The sequence below is a fragment of the Paenibacillus sp. MER 99-2 genome (assembly GCF_023714095.1).
Classification (GTDB): Bacteria; Bacillota; Bacilli; order Paenibacillales; family Paenibacillaceae; genus Paenibacillus.
In genome coordinates this window covers 1447600-1467927 of record NZ_JAMAUZ010000001.1, presented here as the reverse complement: position 1 = coordinate 1467927, position 20328 = coordinate 1447600, and the positions used below count along the sequence as shown (strand labels likewise).

The window sequence follows — 20328 nt, the reverse complement described above, 5'->3', positions numbered from 1 at the left end:
TCATTGAAGTCCAATCTGCTGTCGCAACTCTTTCATCATTACAGGTATATCGAGAGGTGTTAGGGAAGCATTGCCTACGAATCTGTGTTCAGCAGCATTCATCGTCCGACGTTTCAAATAATCACGGAGCGCAAGAGGATAGTTACTCAGGGAATTAACCAACGCCAACTGCATCTCATCAGTCCACAACGTTTCATACTTCTCTCTCGTATGACCATAGTTGAAGTCCTGTTTCTCCTGCTCACGTTTAGCACGTTCAATCCTTGTCTGCTCCTCATCCAACGCTAAATTTCGGATTACAACGCCGTATCGTTCAAGTGCCTGATGAGTCGATACTAACCCACTTCTAACATCCTTCAACACGAGTTGAACATCACGCTCTAGAGGATCGCCATATCCGCCGCCACCTTGGGATAGGAAGGTAACCGTATCTCCCGGCTGAAGAAGCAATTCATCAATTCTACCTAACTGCTCTTCGGTATCGAGACCAACATTCAGAATAGCCTCACCGTGTGTACCCACACCGCCTCCAAGCCTACCCCATGGCTGGAACTCCATTCGCTCCATATTTCTTGCCGTCATCACCGTATCCGGTGTGCGAATCCGTACACGGAGCTCAATCCCGCTTCCACCGCGGAAGGTTCCTGCTCCTGCCGAATCTGGACGTAGACCGTAGTGTTCAATCATGACAGGCATCTCAGCCTCTACCGTCTCGGCCGGGATATTACGTAGATGTCCTACCGCAAAATCCATACCATCAATACCATCCTTCATCGGTCTTGCACCTGATCCACCACAGATCGGCTGTATAACGCCAACCTTTTTCTTCCCGTCGTTTGCATCGGTCATCGCCATCATGACAATACAGGCTTGTCCTGCTCCTGCCGCAGGTACTTTGCTCGCCTGTGCTTTACTCAAAGCACCAGTGATGACATCCATCAGACGAATAAAGGTTGCCGCCCGAGCGCCGACCGCTGCCATAGGCTCTGGATTAAGAATGGAGGCTGGAGGCGCATAATTGCGCACCAGACGAATCATACCGGAATTCCACGGAATCGTTGGATCAAGTGTACGAAAATAACGGATTAGAGCAGGCACCAGCATGTAGTGTCCTTGTTGATTATGGGTTGGAATGTTGAACGATGCCCTGACCTGTGGATCGGAACCATTAAAATCAAGGTAGATATCGCTCTTGTTGATTGTCATGCTGCATCGCAGACGAATCGGATACCCGCCTGGTCCCTTTTCAAGGTAATCCCAGAATTCATATGTTCCATCTTGAATGTCACTGACAATGGCTCGTGCTTTCAGCTCCGCGTATTCCAGCAACTCTTCAATGCCCTGTTCTATTCGTTCTGCACCATATCGCGCAATCAATTCGCCCATTCGCTGTTCTCCACGATTCAATGCCGCCATAAGAGCTCGAAGATCACCCAAATTCTGTTCAGGAATGCGGCTGTTGTCTAGAAATAAGCGCTGGACAGTTTCATTAAGAACGCCTGCCTCATACAGTTTAATAGGCGCTATTCGAATGCCTTCCATATGAATATCATAAGCGCTGGGGGACACACTTCCTGGCACCTTGCCACCAACGTCTGATGAATGTACAAAACACATCCCAAATGCAATAATGCGTCCTTCATGGAAGAAGGGTTTGATAAGATGCATATCGGGAAGATGGGTTACCATGCCTTGCGTGGCATATGGATCATTGCAGATGACGATATCACCCTCTTGCCAATCATTGATGCTCTGTATCGTTGCAGCAGCAGGAATACCAAGTGACAGATTGTATCCCGTTTCAAGCGGAGAGCCGAATGTCTCTCCTGATGGAGACAGTAGATATGTTCCAAAGTCACCGGTTTCTTTGACAAAAGCAGTAAACCCCGTGCGTAATACCACATTCGCCATCTCTTCTACTGTCGCTTGAATCCGATTATTGAAGATCTCCAGAAATACCTTATCCGCGATCATGCCTGCATCTCTCCAATCAGATTCCCGTGAATATCTCTGAACACCGTAAAGCCTGCGGGAATGAAAATGGTCGTATCATATTCTTCAATAATGACGGGCCCCTGCATCACAGCATGGAGAGGAATCTGCGTTCGGGTACACACCTTCGCTATTCTGGGAATGTTGCCAAAGACAATCATACGTTCTTCTGGTTCGTTCTCATCTAACGATTGGTGTGCTTGCACTTCATGATCTATGCTGTTGCTTGATGGCACAACGCCTACTACCGTCACGCGAAGACTAATAAACATGACTTCTGCTTCAGCCTGACGAATACCAAAGACCTGTTCATAATGCGAATGAAATTTGACTTTGGCGAGCTCAGGCGTGTTAATCTCTTCAGATGTAAGCGAAATTTCCAGATCGAATGCCTGTCCCTCATAACGCATATCGGCACTGAATAAGCAGTATACGGACTCCAGTTTCAAGCTCCCTTGGGCTTCCTCTTGAACCCAGTTGCGACCTTTATGCTCTAATGCCTCGAAATGGCTACTCAATTCTCCCGGAGCCAGAGCCTGACTATTCTGATGTAACGAAAAAACAAAATCATTGCGCAAGTTGGCTACCGTACATCCCATGGCGCAAAGTGTTCCCGGTGAAGGCGGGATGAGCACTCTGCGGATTCCCACCTCACAAGCCATCAAAAAGGCATGCATTGGTCCAGCACCGCCGTAAGCAAGCAGTGTAAAATCACGTGGATCAACACCCTTTCGTGCCATTAACGGTGAGAATTGGGCGTACATATTAGCTGTCGCCACATCTAGAATAGCTTGAGCCGTTTGTGTCGCATCCAGTCCCAGGGCGTTACCTAATCGATCAAGAGCACTTGTTGCAAGCTCTGGATGAAGTTGCATTTGTCCACCCAGGAAGCGATCTGCTTGCAAGATGCCTAGCTGAAGATATGCGTCTGTTGTGGTTGGATCAAGTCCTCCCCTCCCGTAACAAGCTGGGCCTGGACTTGCTCCTGCGCTGCGAGGTCCTACCTTAAGCACACCTACAGAATCAAGCCAGGCAATAGAGCCTCCACCTGCGCCGATGGCTGTCACATCAATTGCAGGGATAATCACTGGAAAATCACCAACTTTATTGTCGGTTGAATAAGAAGGGTGTACATCAATCAGAGCCACATCGACACTTGTACCGCCCATATCAAATGTAATAACCTGTTCAATGCCTGCGACATGTGCGATATGTGTTGCTGCGATTACACCTGAAGCTGGACCAGACAATAGCGTACGGACAGGTTCACTTGCTGCACTTGAGGCTGTCATCATGCCACCATTGGACATCGTTGATAGCAGATTGGCTTTTAATCCATATACTTGTATACCTTCTTGTAGCCTTAGGAAGTACGATCCCATTCGTTCTCCCACATAAGCGTTCATAGTTGTAGCAAGCGTACGTTCAAACTCTCGCTGCTGTGGCCATATCGTGCTGCTACTGCATACAAAAAGATGAGGATGTCGCTGCTTAATCTGTTCCTCTGCTTGCTTCTCATGAGCGGGATTCACATAGGCATGCAGGAAGCTGATCGCTAGAGCGGTAATCCCTTGCTCAACTAGCTCATCTGCAGCCTGAAGGAGCTGTTCTAGAGCCAACGGGTGCAGCACTCGACCACTTGCCAGGACACGTTCATCAATTTCTTTAACGAGATGCCTTGGGACAAGCGCCTCCGTCTTATCACCGTACAGATTGGTGGTGTCTTCCAATCGCAACCGACGAATTTCAAGAATGTCACGGAAGCCTTTCGTTACCAGAAGTCCCGTTTCTGCACCATTTCGCTCAATTAGTGTGTTAACCCCAAGCGTTGTTCCATGTACAAACAGATCGATGTCTTGAATATCCACACCACGATCCTTAAGCTGATCAAGCGCATTAAAAATGGCCTGTTCAGGCGCTGAAGCAATGGACGGTGTCTTGAGTGCGGTAACGATTCTCCCCTGATCGTCAGTGACCAACGCATCGGTAAATGTGCCTCCGATATCAACGCCTAAACGGTAGATGGTGTCCAAAAGCTCAGCTCCTTTTTAAACCGTGTCCTTCGGTTGTATTTTGTTTCTCATCGCAAAGTATCGCTTGACGTCTTCGATCATCTGGTTAATATGGTTGACCATGGCTGCCTCAGCTCGCTCAGGTGAACGGGAAGCCACAGCCTCCAATATTTCCTGGTGGTCTACAACGAGTTCGCTTCCAACGGTTCGCCGAATATACGCTGTTTCTAAGAAATCACGACTGGTCTCCCATACCAACTCGACGGCATGCAGCAAAATCTGGTTCTGAGCTGCATAAGCCAGAAGTCTATGAAACTCTCTATCTTCTTCATAAGGAATCATATTATCTGCGAGCATGCGATTCTGTACCGCGATCGACTCTTTCATCAGTTCAATATATTCCTTCGTCGCACGCTCAGCTGCCAATGAAGCAATCTCCCTCTCAAGCGCTCTTCTTGCCACAAGAACGTCTAGCAGTGCTTTTTCACCTGAGTGATTTAACATCTGGATAAAACGCATGTTTACACTTTTTTGCTGCAGTTCACGTTCTAGTGTCTTCATCCGTTCTTGACCTGCTTCTGTCAACACTCTTCCTTTACGCCCTTGTAGTAGGGTATATCCGTCAACATCCAACTCCATGAGTCTTCTACCAATCGTAGCCTGACTCAGGTTATGGCTCTTGCCAAGTGTATGTACGAGCGTGCTTGCACCAATTGGCGTACTGGCCTCATGAAGCTGCTTCAGCAATTCATACTCTAGCTCTAACTCTAATAATTCAAGAGACATCTGATCCCCTCCCTTAAACTCTCTTCCAATTACTGTTACTCACTGATGATTAGCAAGATTATAATGCCATCTCCTAAATTTTTCAATAATTATAATTTAATTAGTAATCATTATTTGTAGTAATGGATGTTATCACTACCTTGGTTGAGAATAACTTCTCTTTTGAAAGCAAAAATAAACCGCGCTGAGCGCGGTTTATGATTTCAGCCTGAAGCTGATTTGCAGCGTAATCACTAGGCTTATTTTTATTTTATTTAACTTGCTTAAATCTCAGATTATTATTTATTATCTTGGATTACTGTTCAATGAAGCGAACGAGACTATTTTATTTAATTTCCACTGGTAGCTTACCACCAGCCTCAAGTTGACCAAGCAACACCTTGATTCCTGCTAACGTATTAGGCTCCTGTTTCCCGTATACTGCCAAGGCTGAGCGTACGTTCTTCAGATGGATCGTCTCGTAGGGGTTACCAAGGGACAACAATGTATATCGCTGATTACGCCTGTTCATGTCATCGGTCAAGACTTGATAGTCACTCCAGCCAAACTCACTTGCCACATTACGGAATTGATAGGAAGCAAGAATCACGTAATCGGCTTTAGCGAGGGCTTGAAGAATTGCCTGTGAATTCCCTTGACGTATTACGGATATGCCTGTTTTGATTGACAGGTTATTTGCCGATTGTTGGAGCTGTCTCTCAAGCTGCTGTGCCTGCTGTTCATCCGCTGCGACAATCACAACCTGATCACCTTTAGTTATCGAATCAACATGCTTCCCTTCTCGACTTGCCAAGACGGTAACTGCTTTCTCTGCAATGTCCCGTTCCACGACGCGATGCTGATCAGATCCGATAACCCGGTTCAATTGTGCAAGTTTGACCGAAAGTGACTGACTGCGTTCAAATAGTCCGTATTGGGATTTGGCTTCCAAAATTCGCGTGACAGACGCTTCAATGGTTTCTTTCGGAATCGTGCCCTTCATCACTGCGTTTAATAGTGTCTGATGGGCTGCTGCAGAATCTTGGGGCATAAGAATAATGTCAACTCCAGCGGAAACTGCTCGCTCTACCGCCTTATTCTCTCCAAAATGCTCAGCGATTCCCTTCATCGTAAAAGCATCCGAGATGATCAATCCATCATATCCGAGTTCATCCCGAAGCAGACCCGTGAGTACCTTCTTGGATAATGTAGCGGGTACCGGTACTTTTTGGCCGTCCTTCAGAGAAGTCATTTGCTCATTATCGATCGCAGGGAACGCAATGTGTGCGGTCATGATCATATCGACCCCATTGTTAATAGCTTCTCTGAACGGCTTCAGTTCAACGGCATCAAGTCGTTCACGCTGATGTGTCAACACAGGCATGCCCAGATGAGAATCCACTGCTGTGTCCCCATGACCTGGAAAATGCTTCACTGCAGCGATGACACCTGATTCCTTCAAACCTTTAATCATGGCAAGACCAAGTCTTGTCACCAAATCAGCATTCGAGCCAAATGAACGTATCCCGATAATGGGATTGTCCGGATTGCTGTTAATATCGAGAACAGGTGCAAAATTAACCTGGATGCCTAGCGCCTTCAGCTCTTCTCCTGTCAATTGAGCCGCAGATTCAGCTAGCGCTGTATTTCCGGTTGCACCAAGCGCCATCTGTCCCGGCAGATTCGTACCGCCTGGAATTCTTTTAATGACGCCGCCTTCTTGATCAATACCAAGAAATAGCGGAATGTCACCTGCTTCTGCCTGCAGATCATGTGTAAACGTAGCAACCTGCCGGGCATCCACTATATTTTTGTCAAAAAGAATTAGTCCACCCAGATCCTGATCATGGATATTCCGCTTCAGACCTTCATGAACCGTCGTCGTGACTTTACCATTCCATTGCCTAATGTCTGGCATGAGCATCTGACCAACCTGTTCGCTTAACGTCATATACGAAATCAACTTATCCCAGTCCTGAGCCTGTATAGCTTGTTCACGCTCAAAGCGGATAACACGCGACATAAATACGGCATACTCAGCGCGTGTAACTGATCGATTCGGCCGATAGGTTCCATCTGCGTATCCGCCGACCAGGCCATTGGAACTCAACATAAGAATCGGTGCAGCTGCCCAATGAGACCCCGTGTCAGTCCAATTTGCGGATTGCTTCCCTTCTTCCAAAGGATAGGCTCGCGTAAGAAATGCTGCCGTTTCAGCACGGCTAATCGGTGCATTAGGACGGAAGTTACCATCTGGGAACCCGCTTGCCAACCCATTCTTGGCAGCTATCGTAATCTCGCGATAAAAAGGATGTGTCGTTGGAACATCCGAATAAGTGCCACCTTGTACAGGCCGCTGAAGCTCGTCTGCATATAACTCTCGTACCATAAAGGTAACAGCTTGCGCCCTCGTTACAGACTTCTCCGGCTGAAATATTCCGTTACCGTAGCCCGCTACTGTCCCGCGTTCAGCCATATATTGAATGCCGTCCTCTGCCCATTTGGAATACTGTAAATCGGTAAATCGTGATTCTGCACCCGCGTTTCCTGCCCATATGAGCATAGAACCAAGAATCGTACTAAGTAGTGTCATACATTTTACAAACATCTGGTTTTCACTCCTGTTGCTGTTCTATTCATCATATTTAGACGCTATGTGTACATATTTTGTTGCTCTTACATTTGATTATTAGTTCAACAAACGTGCAGATTACTGGACACGATGCAGGTCTTCCAATCTGGCAAAGTAGTTTATAATAAATTCGCGAAACTGTTTGACTGTATGAGTCAAATAACGATTTTGCGGCCATGACAGCGAGATTGAACGGTAGCTCCAGCTTTCTTCAAGCCGTAATAATGTCACCTCTGAACCGCTTGAACCACCCCATGTAATAGCTGGGAAAAAAGCAACCCCTTGTCCTGCACGTATAAGTCCACGAACCGTTGCCGGATCATCACTCACAAACCGAACCTTGGGCGTAAATCCTGCAAGCCGGCAGAAGGCATCGGTTGTCTCCCGTAACGACTTACCAGGTGGAAGCATGATGAAGCTTTCATCACGCAGTTCTTTAATGGCAATCTGTCCACGAGCTGCGAAAGCATGCGAAGCCGGAACAGCAACATATATCTCTTCTCGCAGGATTGTAACGGAATGTGTATCATCGGAAAGTGAAACTCCATCAGACAGACAAAGATCATAATCCGCTACACCTATGTGCGACGAAGCATGTTGAAGCAACTTGAACTCAGCATTGGGGCATTGCGCACAAAAATCGGACAATATATCTGGCAGTAGGTGTGAAGCGACTCGCACATCGAAGGCCACGAAAGATGAAGCTGAACCTTTGAGATCCTGCAATTGCAATTTGCCATCTTCCAAAGCCCTAAGAGCAATATCTACCTGTTGCAAAAATAATTCGCCGTGCTCATTTAATCGTATGCCCTTGTGTTTACGATCAAAGAGCTTGGTACCCAGTTCAGCTTCCAGCAAAGCAATCATCTTGCTAAGTGCCGGTTGAGAAATATGCAGATGATGGGCTGCTTGGGTCATATGCTGTATGCGTGCTACCGTCTGAAAATATTGGAGCTGAAGCAAGTCCATGTTGTCCACGTCCCTTCAATCACATTATTCGATCCATTTCCATAACGTATTGGTTATGTATATTATAGATTAATATATATTACAGATTATGATTGAAACAAGATATAATGATTCACAGCAACTGGAAAGGAGCTGTTACCCTTGATTGTACATACAGAATCAGGCAAAGTGCGCGGAATGGACTGCAAAGGGATATATGCATTTCGTGGTATACCTTATGCCGCCTCAACCGGTGGAAAAGGTAGATTCAAGCCTCCAGAACCGGCAATCCCGTGGTCAGATATTAGAGAATGCAGTCATCCTGGCTTCATCGCTCCTCAGCGTAAGGACGAACACCTTCAAGCTCAGGGGCTTGTGCAATCCGAGGATTGCTTGAATCTGAACGTGTGGACTTCAGGTGCTGTAGATCAGTTGAAGCCTGTTCTTCTGTCCATCCATGGTGGCGGATTTACAACAGGCACTGGAGCAGACAGTGACGGCTCACGATATGTGGTTGAAGATGGATTGGTGTATGTATCCATTAATTATCGACTTGGTTTGTTAGGATTTATGCACCTAGGAGATATTCTCGGCGAGGGCTACAACACTTCAGGCAACAACGGCATGCTTGATATTGTATTTGCATTACAATGGGTTCAGCGGAATATCTCCGCTTTTGGCGGTGATCCGTCACAGGTTACGATTATGGGAGCGTCTGCCGGAGCCAAATGTATCGCTACATTATATACGATGGAGCGAGCGCATGGATTATTCAATAGAGCTATAGCCCAAAGTGGTGCAACTCAGGCCATCCGGGATACAGTCACGGCGCATGTAACCACCCGTCGGATTATGGAGCAATTGGATATTTTGAACGATCCAACTCAATTGCTTGAGCTGCCCTTTGAACAATTAATTGAAGCACAGTGCGCAGTTGGTTCTGACACCTCCCGCAGTCTTCATATGTTTGGCCCTGTCGCAGATGGATCTGTTATTCCCTTACAACCAATGACGTATTTAACTGCTCATGACAAGAAACCACCTCTCCTGATAGGAACCAATGAAGATGAATCAGCGATATTTATCCACAATGACCGGGCGTTACAGTCTCCAGATCCGGCAGTTTTAGAGCATTTTTTTGGACTAAATGCCGCTGTCGTCTCGGAAACGTATCAATCTTATAGCAGTAAGATGCCGGCAGAAAAAGCCTGGTCTACCGTACTAACGGAGCATTTATATACCATTGGAGCAATCCAATTCGCCGAGGCTTTAAGTGCTGCTGGAAATCCTGTATGGATGTATCAATTACGCAGTGGCGGAGTCTTGGGAGCAACACACGGCTATGAAGGCAGCCTTATTCAATTAAGCGATCCACCACCTGTGTTCCGTGCTTCCGATGATCCCCATTCGGTACCACCAGAACAATATAAACTTGCACGTAATATGCGAAAATCTTGGTTATCCTTTATCCAGGAGGGAGATCCCAATGGAAATGCCCTTCCTGAATGGCCCATGTATATGCATTATCGCAGTACGATGTTGCTCGATGAGGTTAGTTACGTGCAGGTCAATCCACCACTACCTATAGGTATGGGTATTCATCATCAAGTCTGGAGAATGTCACATGTTACTGATTAATATTACACTCGTTATGATTGTGCTTGGTCTTCTTTTGGGTTTTGTCGGTGCTGGAGGTTCTGGATTCATTATCTCCATTCTCACCGTCGTTTTTGGATATCCGATTCATGTCGCATTGGGAACTGCATTGGCAGCGATGTTTTTCTCTTCTCTGTCTGGCTCTATTAGCCATTATCGGGAGGGAAATGCCGTTTTAAAAACAGGCGCCATCGTAGGGCTGTCAGGAGCAGCAGGTGCATGGGTTAGTTCTGGCTGGTCTTCCTTCATTCCTGAAGATCGGCTGGGTATGTTGACCTCCATTATGCTCTTTGCATCAGGGCTTGCCTTATGGTTAAGGTTAGTTCTCGTCTCCCGACGTAAAGCGATAACTACAGAACAGCCTTCCACACAGACCAGCGGATTGCGGTACTGGTTCTATGCCATTCTGATCGGTCTAGTCACTGGCATGTTATCCGGATTATTCGGTATTGGCTCCACGCCATTTATCCAATTGGGTCTCATGCTGCTGCTGGGGATGTCGATGCGATATGCCGCAGGTACAACGATGCTGGTAATCATTCCGATTGCACTAGCGGGTGGTGCGGGTTATATGAAAATTGGCTACCTCGATCTGCAATTGCTGCTGGCTGTTGTGATTGGAACCATGTCCGGTTCATATGTAGGAGCCAAATTTACGAAACGCGTACCTGCACTGTGGTTAAAAACAAGTATGGTGATCACCCCCATGATTGGAGCTACGATACTGTGGCTGTAATCCAAACGAAAGATCCATTGACACAAGTCAATGGATCTTAATAAGTGGGGGCATAACAATCTCTATAACATTACATATAACCTAAAATAATGACTTGGTATTATGCATTACCATTGACTAGGGAATTTCTAAAAATTAACATCTTATTCCAAATCAATTGTATCAATGTATCCGCTTATTGAAAACAAGTCAAAATGCGCTAGATGAGCGATTGTCCTTGCACAGTATAGATACAATCAATATCTTTGAACAGCGAAAAAGCCTGCTGTGTTCTCTACCAAACTTAGAAGAGTACAGCAGGCTTTTATTTATCCTTTTACACCACCAATGGTCATACCTTGTACAAAATACTTTTGCAGGAACGGATAGACCATGAGTATAGGAACACTCGCAATGATCGTCATCGTCGCTCGAATGGATGTAGGCGTAACCGCTGTCCCACTGCTCTCGGCAGACTGATACGCATCACTTGCCGTTGCAGTAGCTGCAGTTGTTGACGTTTGCAAAATTTTCATTAATTCGTACTGCAAGGTGCTAAGTTCTTTATTCGATGAGTTGTACAGGAATACATCAAACCAAGAGTTCCATTGTCCCACCGCCACAAAGAGCGACACAGTTGCCATCGCCGGAATTGTCAATGGAAGGACCACCCGGATAAAGGTCGTAAACTCCCCTGCTCCGTCAATTCGCGCGGACTCTAGAATACCTTCAGGAAGTCCCTCAATAAAGGATCGAATGACGATCATATTGAATACACCGATCACACCCGGAATGATATACACCCAGAACGAACCAATGAGCCCAAGATCACGGATTAACAGATATCCCGGGATCAATCCCCCACTAAAGTACATCGTGAATACAAAGAACATCGTAACAAACTTGCGAAGCACAAACTCTTGGCGACTGACCGTGTAAGCCAACATCGCTGTACAGAACACGGATACCACCGTTCCAATCACTGTCCGCAGTGCCGAAATTAGCGTCGCGTGATAGATATCGGATTCACCGAAAATATACTTATAATTGTCCAATGTCCACACCCGTGGCCACAGATAGATTCCACCACGGATCGCATCATTGGCATCGTTAAAGGATACGGCAATCATATTAATAAATGGATAGATGGTAACGATCATCAGGCACACCATGAAGGTAATGTTTATGGTGTCAAACGCCCGATCCCCTGTGCTGCTATTGCGCAAACGGGACGCTTTTCCTTTTCGCATGGCATAGGCCTCCTTTTAGAATAATCTGCTTTCTCCCATTTTTTTCGCTATAAAGTTCGCGGAGAAGAGGAAGATGAAGCTGACTACGGTTTTGAAGATGCCTGCGGCTGTACCCAAGGAAAAGTTCCCCATTCCCAAACCATATTTCAGTACAAAGATATCCAGGTTCTCCGAATAGTCCATGTTCATTCCGTTACCCAGCAAATATTGTGGTTCGAATCCAGACTCGAGAATGCTTCCCATGTTCATAATCAACAAGATGACAATAACGGGTTTCAAGCCGGGCAATGTGATATATAACATCCGTTTGAATCGACTAGCTCCATCAATCTCGGCAGCTTCATATTGAGCAGGGTCAATGGCTGTGATTGCCGCCAAATAAATGATTGTATTCCAGCCAACGTCCTTCCACACTTCTGTTGCCCCTAGAATACCCCAGAAGTACTCGCCTTTCCCCATCCACAAGATTGGGCTATCAATGAGATGCAGCTTCGTAAGAAGCAGATTGATAATACCATCTGGTGACAGGACGGTGAGTACAATGCTGGAAGCGACTACCCAAGAAATAAAGTGTGGCAAATAACTGACCGTTTGCACAAAACGCTTAAAAATTACGTTTTTCAGCTCATTTAACAAAAGAGCCAGCGTAATCGCTGTCACGAATCCAAGTACAAGTTTGATTGAACTCATCACCAGCGTATTGCGCAGCACTCGGTAGAACGTATTGTCCTCGAACAATATACTGAAATGATGCCATCCTACCCATTGCTGATCCGAGAAGGATCTGGCTGGTTTGAAATTCTGAAAAGCCATGGTCCATCCCCATAATGGCAGATACTTGAAAATAAAAGCCCATATGACAAATGGTATGCACATTAAGGCGAGTGTTCGTTGTTGTATAAGCCGTTTAAAGAACGAATTTGCTTTTATTCCCTTCGGTTCTGAAGCCGGAGGCATTGACTGAAGGGGGACATTAGGTTTCTCCACGTTGAACCTGCTCCTTTCCTATGCTGTTATTCATGCGCGAGACAAGACTGATATTCGATTCTCTCTTCTTCTCCCGCGCATGTAACAGTTTGTTTACAGCGTACCTTTTACCATTTGCCAGCTACTCGATCCTGTACAATTCTCGTAATCGTTGCTTCATAGCCAGCTTTGTCCAGTTTGCTCAGCTCTGCCATGTAGGTATCCCACAGTTTGCTGAAGTTCGCTGGTGATCCCAGAATCATTTCCGGTAAATATTTGCGCTGGAGATCATCTGATTTGGTCGTGAAGATCTGTTCAGGTGAGCCTTGCTCCAGTGCAATGGACCACGCAGGGAACCAAGGCCGTTCTTCAGGCTTGTTAAACAATTCACTAAACGTTTGGATGCCGTAGGCATCGAGGAATTTCTTATCCCCTTCTGTGTATGAAGCTGCGGCTACCTCAGGCTGGTTACCTGGGCTGTATGCGTTTCCATCTGAAAGTGTAGATTCACCACCATAACGCGGCCAGTCTGTGCCAAAATAGGTGAATCCGAATTGGCGGCTCAGCTCTAGATCATCATGAGCTTTGCGCTGATCGTCATTGGCATAATAGAATCGTCCATTCTCATCGACACTATACGTCTCGTCTTTGATCCCCCACTGTACCAGGATCTGATTCTCTTCTTTGAGCAAGTTATCGAAATACTGGATAATACGAACCGGATCTTTCGCATTGACCGTGATGCCAGTTGCATAATTGTTTACGAACCCAGGCGGGTCGATATATTGATCTTTGATCCCTTCATCAAACACAATCGGGAGCGGTGCATAACGTTTCTCATCAATGCCTGCCGAGAGCAGGTTTTTACTTGCGTCTCCGATCTGCCAACCGTAATTAAAGTAACCAAGAACACGGCCTGAAGTCAGCTTCGCTAAGTATTGGTCTTTGTTCATTGTGAATGATTCTGGATCAAGCATGCCTTTGGCATTAATTTCGTTCAGCTTCTCAACCCATTTTTTCTGTTCATCGGTTCCAGCAACCACTTTTGCTTCATGCGTATCCATATTGACCATAACGCTACCATCGTTCGGATATCCGGCTAGATGCATGGCTGGATTTTGCAAGGTGAAGAAGTTATTGGCTACGCCGGCGAGTGATACAAATCCAATGGTCTCCGCGCCATCAACCGTTGGATGCTTCTCTTTGTAATCCTCGATTAGATCAAAGTATTCATCCAACGTAGTGATCTTGGGATAGTTGAACTCCTTGAGCACTGAACGCTGAATCCAGAACGCCCCGCCGCCTACGTTCGGATTACCAGAGTATTCGCCTTGATTGGCTGTATACGGTAGCGCATAGATTTTTCCATCCTCTGCATTTCTCATTTTGTCAAAATACGGTCCATATACTCTCTTAATATTCGGTCCATATTGTTCAATGAGATCATCCAAAGGAATGTAGGCTCCTGCATCCAATAACTTGGACATTTCCCCACTGGAGCTGATGACATCTGGGTAATCTCCACTGGCGATCATCACCCCTGCTTTTGTAGCACTGTCACCGACAAGGTATTCCATCTTGAAGTCCACGCCCGTCTGCTCTTGCAACTCTTTACCAATCCTTGTTTCACTTGCCAATGTATCCTTCTTGCCTGGAGAGAACATGTAATATGAGAATGTGACTGGACTGTTATCATCCTCAGTGGCGTTGAAGGTGAGGAAGACGAATTGTTCTGGCTGCATCCAGCCAGCAAAGCCATGAGTACAACGGCTAAACCTGCCGTTTTCAATTTTGGTTTCACCATATGTGAATTTCCCCCGTTCGTGTGGTCTAAATGGCTTCGATTACCATTTGCCTGCTACACGATCCTTCACTGCTTGCGTTATCGTGTCTTCGTATGTTTTTTTGTCCAATTGATTCAATTGCCCTATATATTCATTCCACGTGTTATCAAAGCTTGAAGGCGATTCCATAATCATTTTAGGTAAATATTTCTTCTGTAGATCATCTGCCTTAGTAATAAAGATCTGTTCAGGTGAGCCCTGCTCCAGAGCAATGGACCATGCAGGCGACCAAGGTCGTTCATCCGGTGTACTGAACAACTCAGCAAATGTTTCTACGCCGTACTTCTCTAGCAGCAGTTTGTCACCATCGGTATAACTGAACGTAGCTACTTCGGGCTGATTCCCCGGACCATAGGCATTTCCATCCTCTAACAAAGAGTTATTACCATACCGTGGCCAGCTGTAATTGAAATAGTCAAAGCCAAATTTCTGGCTCATTTCAGGATCCTCGTGGTATTTGCGCTGCTCCTCATTCTCAAAGTAGAAACGTCCTTCATCATTCACGCTATACGTCTCATCTTGAACACCCCACTGTACGAGGATCTGATTCTCTTCCTTAAGCAGGTTGTCAAAATACTTGATAATCCGTACCGGATCTTTCGCATTCACAGTGATCCCGATACCGTAATTGTTCACAAAGCCCGGGGGATCAATATACTGATCCTTAACGTTGTTATCGAATACGATTGGAAGTGCCACGTACCGTTTGTCATCCATGCCAGCCTTCTTGAGATTGCTCGTGGCATCGCCAACCTGCCAGGAATAACTGAAGTACCCAAGTACCCGACCTGACGTCAATTTAGCAAGGTATTGATCTCGGTTCATTGTGAATGATTCTGGATCGAACATCCCCTGGGCGTTAACTTCGCTGAGCTTCTGAATCCATTGTTTCTGATAATCAGAACCTGCGACGAGCTTCGCTTCGTGACTGTTAATATCCACCATCACGCTGCCATCATTCGGATAACCAGCCAGGTGCATCGCCGGGTTTTGCAAGGTGAAGAAGCTGCTAGGTTCACCGGCAAGAGTAGCGAAGCCAATGGTGTCCTTGCCGTCAATCTGAGGATACTTCTGCTTGTATTGTTCAATTAAGTCAAAATATTCGTCCAATGTCTTGATTTTGGGATAGTTGAATTCTTTGAGCACGGCACGCTGGATGTAGAAACCCGTTTGGAAATTAGGCTCAGATACATACCCAATGTTAGCGGTATATGGGAAGAAGTAGATTTGACCATCCTCTTGTCTGAATTTGTCCATATCAGGGCCATAGACTCGTTTGATATTAGGTCCGTACTGTTCAATTAGGTCATCCAGAGGAATGAATGCCCCTGCATCCATCAATTTCGCCATTTCACCACTAGAGTCGATAATGTCTGGATAATCACCACTTGCAATCATGACGCCGGCCTTCGTCGCACTGTCGCCCACCAGATATTCCATTTTCCAATCTACGCCTGTTTGTTCCTGAAGCTTCTTACCAATCGTTGTACTACTAGCCAGGATGTCCTTCTTGCCCCCGCCAAACGTGAAATATTTGAACGTAACTGGTGAGTTGTCATTGCTGTCTGGGGATGTAGCTTCCGGACTGGCTTTGTTACAGCCCGCAATTGTGACCGCAAGCAGGATAGCCAAGCCTGTGATCAGTGTTTTTTTTCTAAACATGCAGCAGATGCCCCCTTTGAATAGTCTTAGTGTCTGTGGCACTCTCAATATATCAAGATAGCGCTTTCAAAGTTACCCATGAAAATGTACCTTCTGCTTAGAAAAGTATATTCAGCTTCTTCACTCGTCCCAAATGCTGTCTGGATCAAGTGGCAGCGTAATTTCAATATGTGTGCCTTCTCCTTCCCATGTCTGAATATGGAATGAAAAATCGTCCTTGTAGCATAGTTTCAACCGGCTATACGCATTCTTCATGCCAACATGTTCACCCATATCTGTGTTCTGATCCAGATAACTCAGCAGTTCCTCCAACCTAGCAGGAGACATGCCTATCCCGTTATCCTGCAGTGAGATATGAAGCCGATCATGCTTAGCAGTAACAAGCAGTTCAATAAAACCTTCGTCCGGGCTTGATTCAATCCCGTGAATACTTGCATTTTCAACAAATGGAAGAATGACCATCTTGGGAATGCGATACATGAGTGTGGACGGATCTGCTTCAATACGATAGTGAAGCTTTTCGCCAAAGCGGTACTTCTGAATTTGCAGGAAACTCTCGATCAGCTCCAATTCTTCCTTCACCGTCACATCATGCTGGTTCCAACTGATGGATTTTCGGAACATTTTTGCCATGTGGTGCACCATTTTGGCTGTTTCCTTCTCGCCCTTGATCAGACTTCGCATTCGAACGGATTCAAGTGTATTGAACAGGAAGTGGGGATTAATCTGGCTATGGAGCGCGTGAAGCTGCGCTTGCTGTTGCTTCAGCTCCAGATCTTTCTTCTGTATATCCGCTAGGTAAACTTCATCAATGAGATTACGGATTGTCTCGGTCATCCGATTGAATTCCATCGTAAGTTGACCTATTTCATCCCTGGCGTTTTCAGGCGGAATCATCTGGAATTTCTGCGTTTTCACTTTTTTCATATGTTTAAGAATTCGTACGAGTCTGACATGAATGGATCTGGACATCGCTGCGATGATAATTGTAGGCAACACAAAATTGATGCAAGCCAGCCAAACGACGAATGCACGGGATTTACGCACCTCACGTAGTACAATTTCTTCATCCATGACACCTTGCAGGGACCAGCCCTCCAAATAGTTAATGCCTGTGAATGTACGTTCAAATTGAATTGTTTTGTTCGGAAACTGGATTTTGCTGTACAGCTCCCCTAATTGGGGATCTATTGTTTGAGCATCGTTCGAGAAACGGATGCGCCCTCCCGGATCAAGCAGATATACGTCCCCGTCAAAACCACTATTGCGAAAATGATCTTTGATGAGATCCATATTCATGTCAATTTTGAGAAGCTGTTCTATCCCGCCGGTATCCAGATTGTCCAGCCGCTGCACCAGACTTAACATTTGATCCGTTGCAATCAATGCTGGATAAGGAGCGGAATGGTTCTGAAACTGCTGGTACCAATTCGTGCTGCGGACGCTGTCGGTCAAGCGGTCAATATATCCTGAAGATAGTACGGTAGGGTTATCCGTATATACTTGATACCAGCGAATTCCTTCAATCAATTTACCGGAAAATTCTCCTTGTAGATATGAATTGTAAGCATCAATATATTCAAAATGACTACGGAATGTACGGGAAAGTGTGTCATTGAACACAGGGTCAGCATACAACGAATAAGACAAGCCTACGCCTTGATCTATCGTTACACGCAGATCATTTTTCAGATTGTTCAAGGCGACTCCTGCATCACGCGTTTTCTGGCTGCGTATATTGGCGGTAGTCACATTGTAGAAGACAACGTTTGTAACAACGATGGGAATGAACACAGACAGTACATACATGAGCAGCAGCTTGTCCCGAAGTTTCATGTAATTCAGGTTCCACCTGATCATTGTGCACCTCGCTGACTGGTTTCTTTGATAAAATTCCGATATGAGGTAGGTGACATGGCGACAATCTTCTCGAATTGTGTTACGAAATAATCTGCATTCTGAAATCCTACGCGCGCAGCTACCTCATACATTCTTAGATCTGTCTGACGTAGGAGCTTCTTCGCTTCCTGAATACGTAGTTCAAGCAGATACTCATTGAAATAAAGATCGTAACTTTTGCGAAATAGACGTCCAAGGTAGACCGGGTTCACATAGAACAGCGCAGCGATACTTTTAAGGCTAATATTCTCCGTATAATGCGAGTCAATATAACGCTTGATTTTGCTAATATCTCCTTTGGACTGCTCTTTCCGTAATTGTGCAATGTATTCCTCTGCCTCCTCTAGCGCGACCAAGAAAGCGTCTTGAAGCAGGCGTAAATTCCATCCCTCATGACTTTGCTGTGCCAATTCCTTTAACCGCTGCAGTCCTTGGTCATCCCCGCCCATCTCATGGACTACAGCAAGAATCGCTGTGGTACATCGCAGTATTGAACCTGCAACGGCTTGAGGGGAAAACCGGCGCACATGGAATTGCGTGAACATGTCATTCACTATTTGAAGACAGGCAGCCTGACTTCTCTCTTCCAAACTTAGGATCAGAGGTTCAATTTCATCTTGATTCACGTTGAACACATATAACGGTTTTTCCTTAATATCCATATATCTTACAACTCCGCTATGTTCAGCATACTTGTGACGAATTGCTTCTTCCGCCTCACCATACGACCTTGGAACATCATTTAATTCGTTCACGAGTGTGCCTGCATACAGTCCGATATCTACTTTTAAACTTTCACTTAGCTTTTTGTGAATACAGTTCAGCTTATCTTCCACAATGCTCTTGCGGTTATTCTCCTTCCATATAAGCATGAGGACAAGCCTGTTTCTCTGCTCCATAACGAACACTCTGAAGAACTCATCCTCCAGCACCTGTAACACCTCACGCACTCGCTGGACATTAACTTTTCTTTCTTGTAGACCCGACTGCGGTTCCATCAAAATCATCATCAGATCATCCTGCGGCTGAATCCCTAATACCTCGGTGTACCGATGCTCCTGCTGCTTCTGCACCTTACCTTTGATGATGTCCTCAAGCATAATTGTGCTGGCTTGTTCCTCTGCTAAGAATGCATGCTTTCTTTTGCTCTGGATCATATCCGCTGATTTCTGTAATGTTGCTGTCATTTCTTCATCATCAATCGGCTTAAGAATGTAATCATGGACCCCATACTTGATGGCCTGCTGTGCATACTTGAAGTCATGATATCCACTTATGATGATGAATACCGGCTCCAGATTGGGCAGTTGTTCGATAGCACGGATCAGCTCCAGCCCATCTAGAACAGGCATTCGAATATCCGTAATGATGACGTCAGGCCGCAAACATTCCGCCATTTGTAATGCTTCCAAACCGTTCTCAGCTTCCCCGGTAATCTCCATGCCGAGGGCATGCCAGTCAATCAGTTCATGCATCCCCTTCCGAACAAACATTTCATCGTCCACTAGCAGAACCTTTAACATGTATTTCGTCCCCTTTCTCTTCAACGAAAATAAACCGCCAGCGCATGTTCTCTCTCGGCGGGTGGAAGCCAGTAAGGTTCCTTCTGCACACTATGATGAATAAGGACACAGCCCATTTTCCGCGATTGAGCTTTATATCCTCGGTACATTGCAAAATTCTAGCTAGATGTGCCAGATTGCTTACATTTTATAGCTTAATGTAAGCAATTTCATTGCACGGATTAATAAGTTTATTGCGCGAAACGACAACGGAACATTTGAACTGGCACATTGCAATCATTGAAATGAGGTGCAGAAAGCTTCTGAGCATGAAAAAAAGTCGCTGACCCAAATGAGCCAACGACGTATAACTATTCTCGTAATAATGCTGAATGAAACCAGACAGAGCTTTCACCATTAGATCAGGATGGCTAGCACATTTTTGTCATGAAAGTACAACGTTCTCGAAACTGGGTACAATGTGA

At 45.7% G+C, this 20328-nt stretch carries 12 protein-coding genes and 1 pseudogene; 2 read left to right on the top strand and 11 right to left on the bottom strand.

The window, feature by feature from the left end:
* From M3636_RS06615 to M3636_RS06595, 5 genes are all read right to left on the bottom strand, one after another.
* A complete protein-coding gene (locus tag M3636_RS06615) occupies positions 1–1974 on the bottom strand; it encodes a hydantoinase B/oxoprolinase family protein (protein WP_251381658.1) in 1974 nt (657 codons plus the stop codon).
* Entirely contained in the window at positions 1971–4025 is a 2055-nt protein-coding gene (locus M3636_RS06610; protein ID WP_251381656.1) for a hydantoinase/oxoprolinase family protein, read from the bottom strand. Before M3636_RS06610 ends, M3636_RS06615 begins: the two co-directional genes overlap by 4 nt.
* 15 nt (positions 4026–4040) lie before the next feature.
* Positions 4041–4790, bottom strand: coding sequence for an FCD domain-containing protein (locus M3636_RS06605; RefSeq protein ID WP_251381654.1), 750 nt, complete (start codon positions 4788–4790; stop codon positions 4041–4043).
* A 325-nt stretch (positions 4791–5115) separates the two neighbouring features.
* Complete coding sequence (locus M3636_RS06600) at positions 5116–7377, bottom strand: glycoside hydrolase family 3 N-terminal domain-containing protein (RefSeq protein ID WP_251381652.1); 2262 nt, start codon at positions 7375–7377, stop codon at positions 5116–5118.
* A gap of 102 nt (positions 7378–7479) precedes the next feature.
* Positions 7480–8370: a LysR family transcriptional regulator gene (locus tag M3636_RS06595; protein WP_145407734.1), complete on the bottom strand. Its 891-nt coding sequence runs from the start codon at positions 8368–8370 to the stop codon at positions 7480–7482.
* Positions 8371–8511: 141 nt separating this feature from the next.
* Here M3636_RS06595 and M3636_RS06590 point away from each other — a divergent pair, with 141 nt between their 5' ends.
* The gene (locus M3636_RS06590; RefSeq protein ID WP_251381650.1) at positions 8512–9987 is read left to right on the top strand and encodes a carboxylesterase/lipase family protein; all 1476 of its coding nucleotides are present in this window, start codon (positions 8512–8514) and stop codon (positions 9985–9987) included.
* Positions 9974–10741 carry a sulfite exporter TauE/SafE family protein gene (locus tag M3636_RS06585; RefSeq protein WP_251381648.1) on the top strand — a complete coding sequence of 256 codons (768 nt, stop codon included), beginning with the start codon at positions 9974–9976 and terminating at the stop codon, positions 10739–10741. The genes M3636_RS06590 and M3636_RS06585 overlap by 14 nt, the downstream gene beginning before the upstream one ends.
* Positions 10742–11049: 308 nt before the next feature.
* On the opposite strand, the gene M3636_RS06580 is transcribed toward M3636_RS06585, so the two are convergent.
* The 6 genes and pseudogenes from M3636_RS06580 to M3636_RS06555 form a co-directional block, all read right to left on the bottom strand.
* Entirely contained in the window at positions 11050–11970 is a 921-nt protein-coding gene (locus M3636_RS06580) for a carbohydrate ABC transporter permease (protein WP_128101879.1), read from the bottom strand.
* 15 nt (positions 11971–11985) lie between these two features.
* Positions 11986–12927 carry an ABC transporter permease gene (locus tag M3636_RS06575; protein WP_128104450.1) on the bottom strand — a complete coding sequence of 314 codons (942 nt, stop codon included), beginning with the start codon at positions 12925–12927 and terminating at the stop codon, positions 11986–11988.
* Positions 12928–13064: 137 nt separating this feature from the next.
* A pseudogene (locus M3636_RS06570) lies at positions 13065–14740 on the bottom strand (ABC transporter substrate-binding protein).
* 40 nt (positions 14741–14780) lie between these two features.
* A complete protein-coding gene (locus M3636_RS06565) occupies positions 14781–16442 on the bottom strand; it encodes an ABC transporter substrate-binding protein (RefSeq protein WP_251381647.1) in 1662 nt (553 codons plus the stop codon).
* A gap of 120 nt (positions 16443–16562) precedes the next feature.
* Positions 16563–18278 (bottom strand): sensor histidine kinase, encoded by a 1716-nt coding sequence (locus M3636_RS06560; protein WP_251381645.1) that lies wholly within the window; start codon positions 18276–18278, stop codon positions 16563–16565.
* A gap of 20 nt (positions 18279–18298) precedes the next feature.
* Positions 18299–19864: a response regulator gene (locus M3636_RS06555; protein WP_251381643.1), complete on the bottom strand. Its 1566-nt coding sequence runs from the start codon at positions 19862–19864 to the stop codon at positions 18299–18301.
* Between the last annotated feature and the right edge of the window lie 464 nt (positions 19865–20328).

Excerpts from the sequence above, each read along its gene's own strand:
- M3636_RS06595 (WP_145407734.1), bottom strand. The coding sequence starts at position 8,370 with ATGGACTTGCTTCAGCTCCAATATTTTCAGACGGTAGCACGCATACAG.
- M3636_RS06575 (WP_128104450.1), bottom strand. The coding sequence starts at position 12,927 with ATGCCTCCGGCTTCAGAACCGAAGGGAATAAAAGCAAATTCGTTCTTT.
- M3636_RS06560 (WP_251381645.1), bottom strand. The coding sequence starts at position 18,278 with ATGAAACTTCGGGACAAGCTGCTGCTCATGTATGTACTGTCTGTGTTC.
- M3636_RS06600 (WP_251381652.1), bottom strand. The coding sequence starts at position 7,377 with ATGTTTGTAAAATGTATGACACTACTTAGTACGATTCTTGGTTCTATG.
- M3636_RS06555 (WP_251381643.1), bottom strand. The coding sequence starts at position 19,864 with ATGTTAAAGGTTCTGCTAGTGGACGATGAAATGTTTGTTCGGAAGGGG.
- M3636_RS06585 (WP_251381648.1), top strand. The coding sequence starts at position 9,974 with ATGTTACTGATTAATATTACACTCGTTATGATTGTGCTTGGTCTTCTT.
- M3636_RS06605 (WP_251381654.1), bottom strand. The coding sequence starts at position 4,790 with ATGTCTCTTGAATTATTAGAGTTAGAGCTAGAGTATGAATTGCTGAAG.
- M3636_RS06615 (WP_251381658.1), bottom strand. The coding sequence starts at position 1,974 with ATGATCGCGGATAAGGTATTTCTGGAGATCTTCAATAATCGGATTCAA.
- M3636_RS06580 (WP_128101879.1), bottom strand. The coding sequence starts at position 11,970 with ATGCGAAAAGGAAAAGCGTCCCGTTTGCGCAATAGCAGCACAGGGGAT.
- M3636_RS06565 (WP_251381647.1), bottom strand. The coding sequence starts at position 16,442 with ATGTTTAGAAAAAAAACACTGATCACAGGCTTGGCTATCCTGCTTGCG.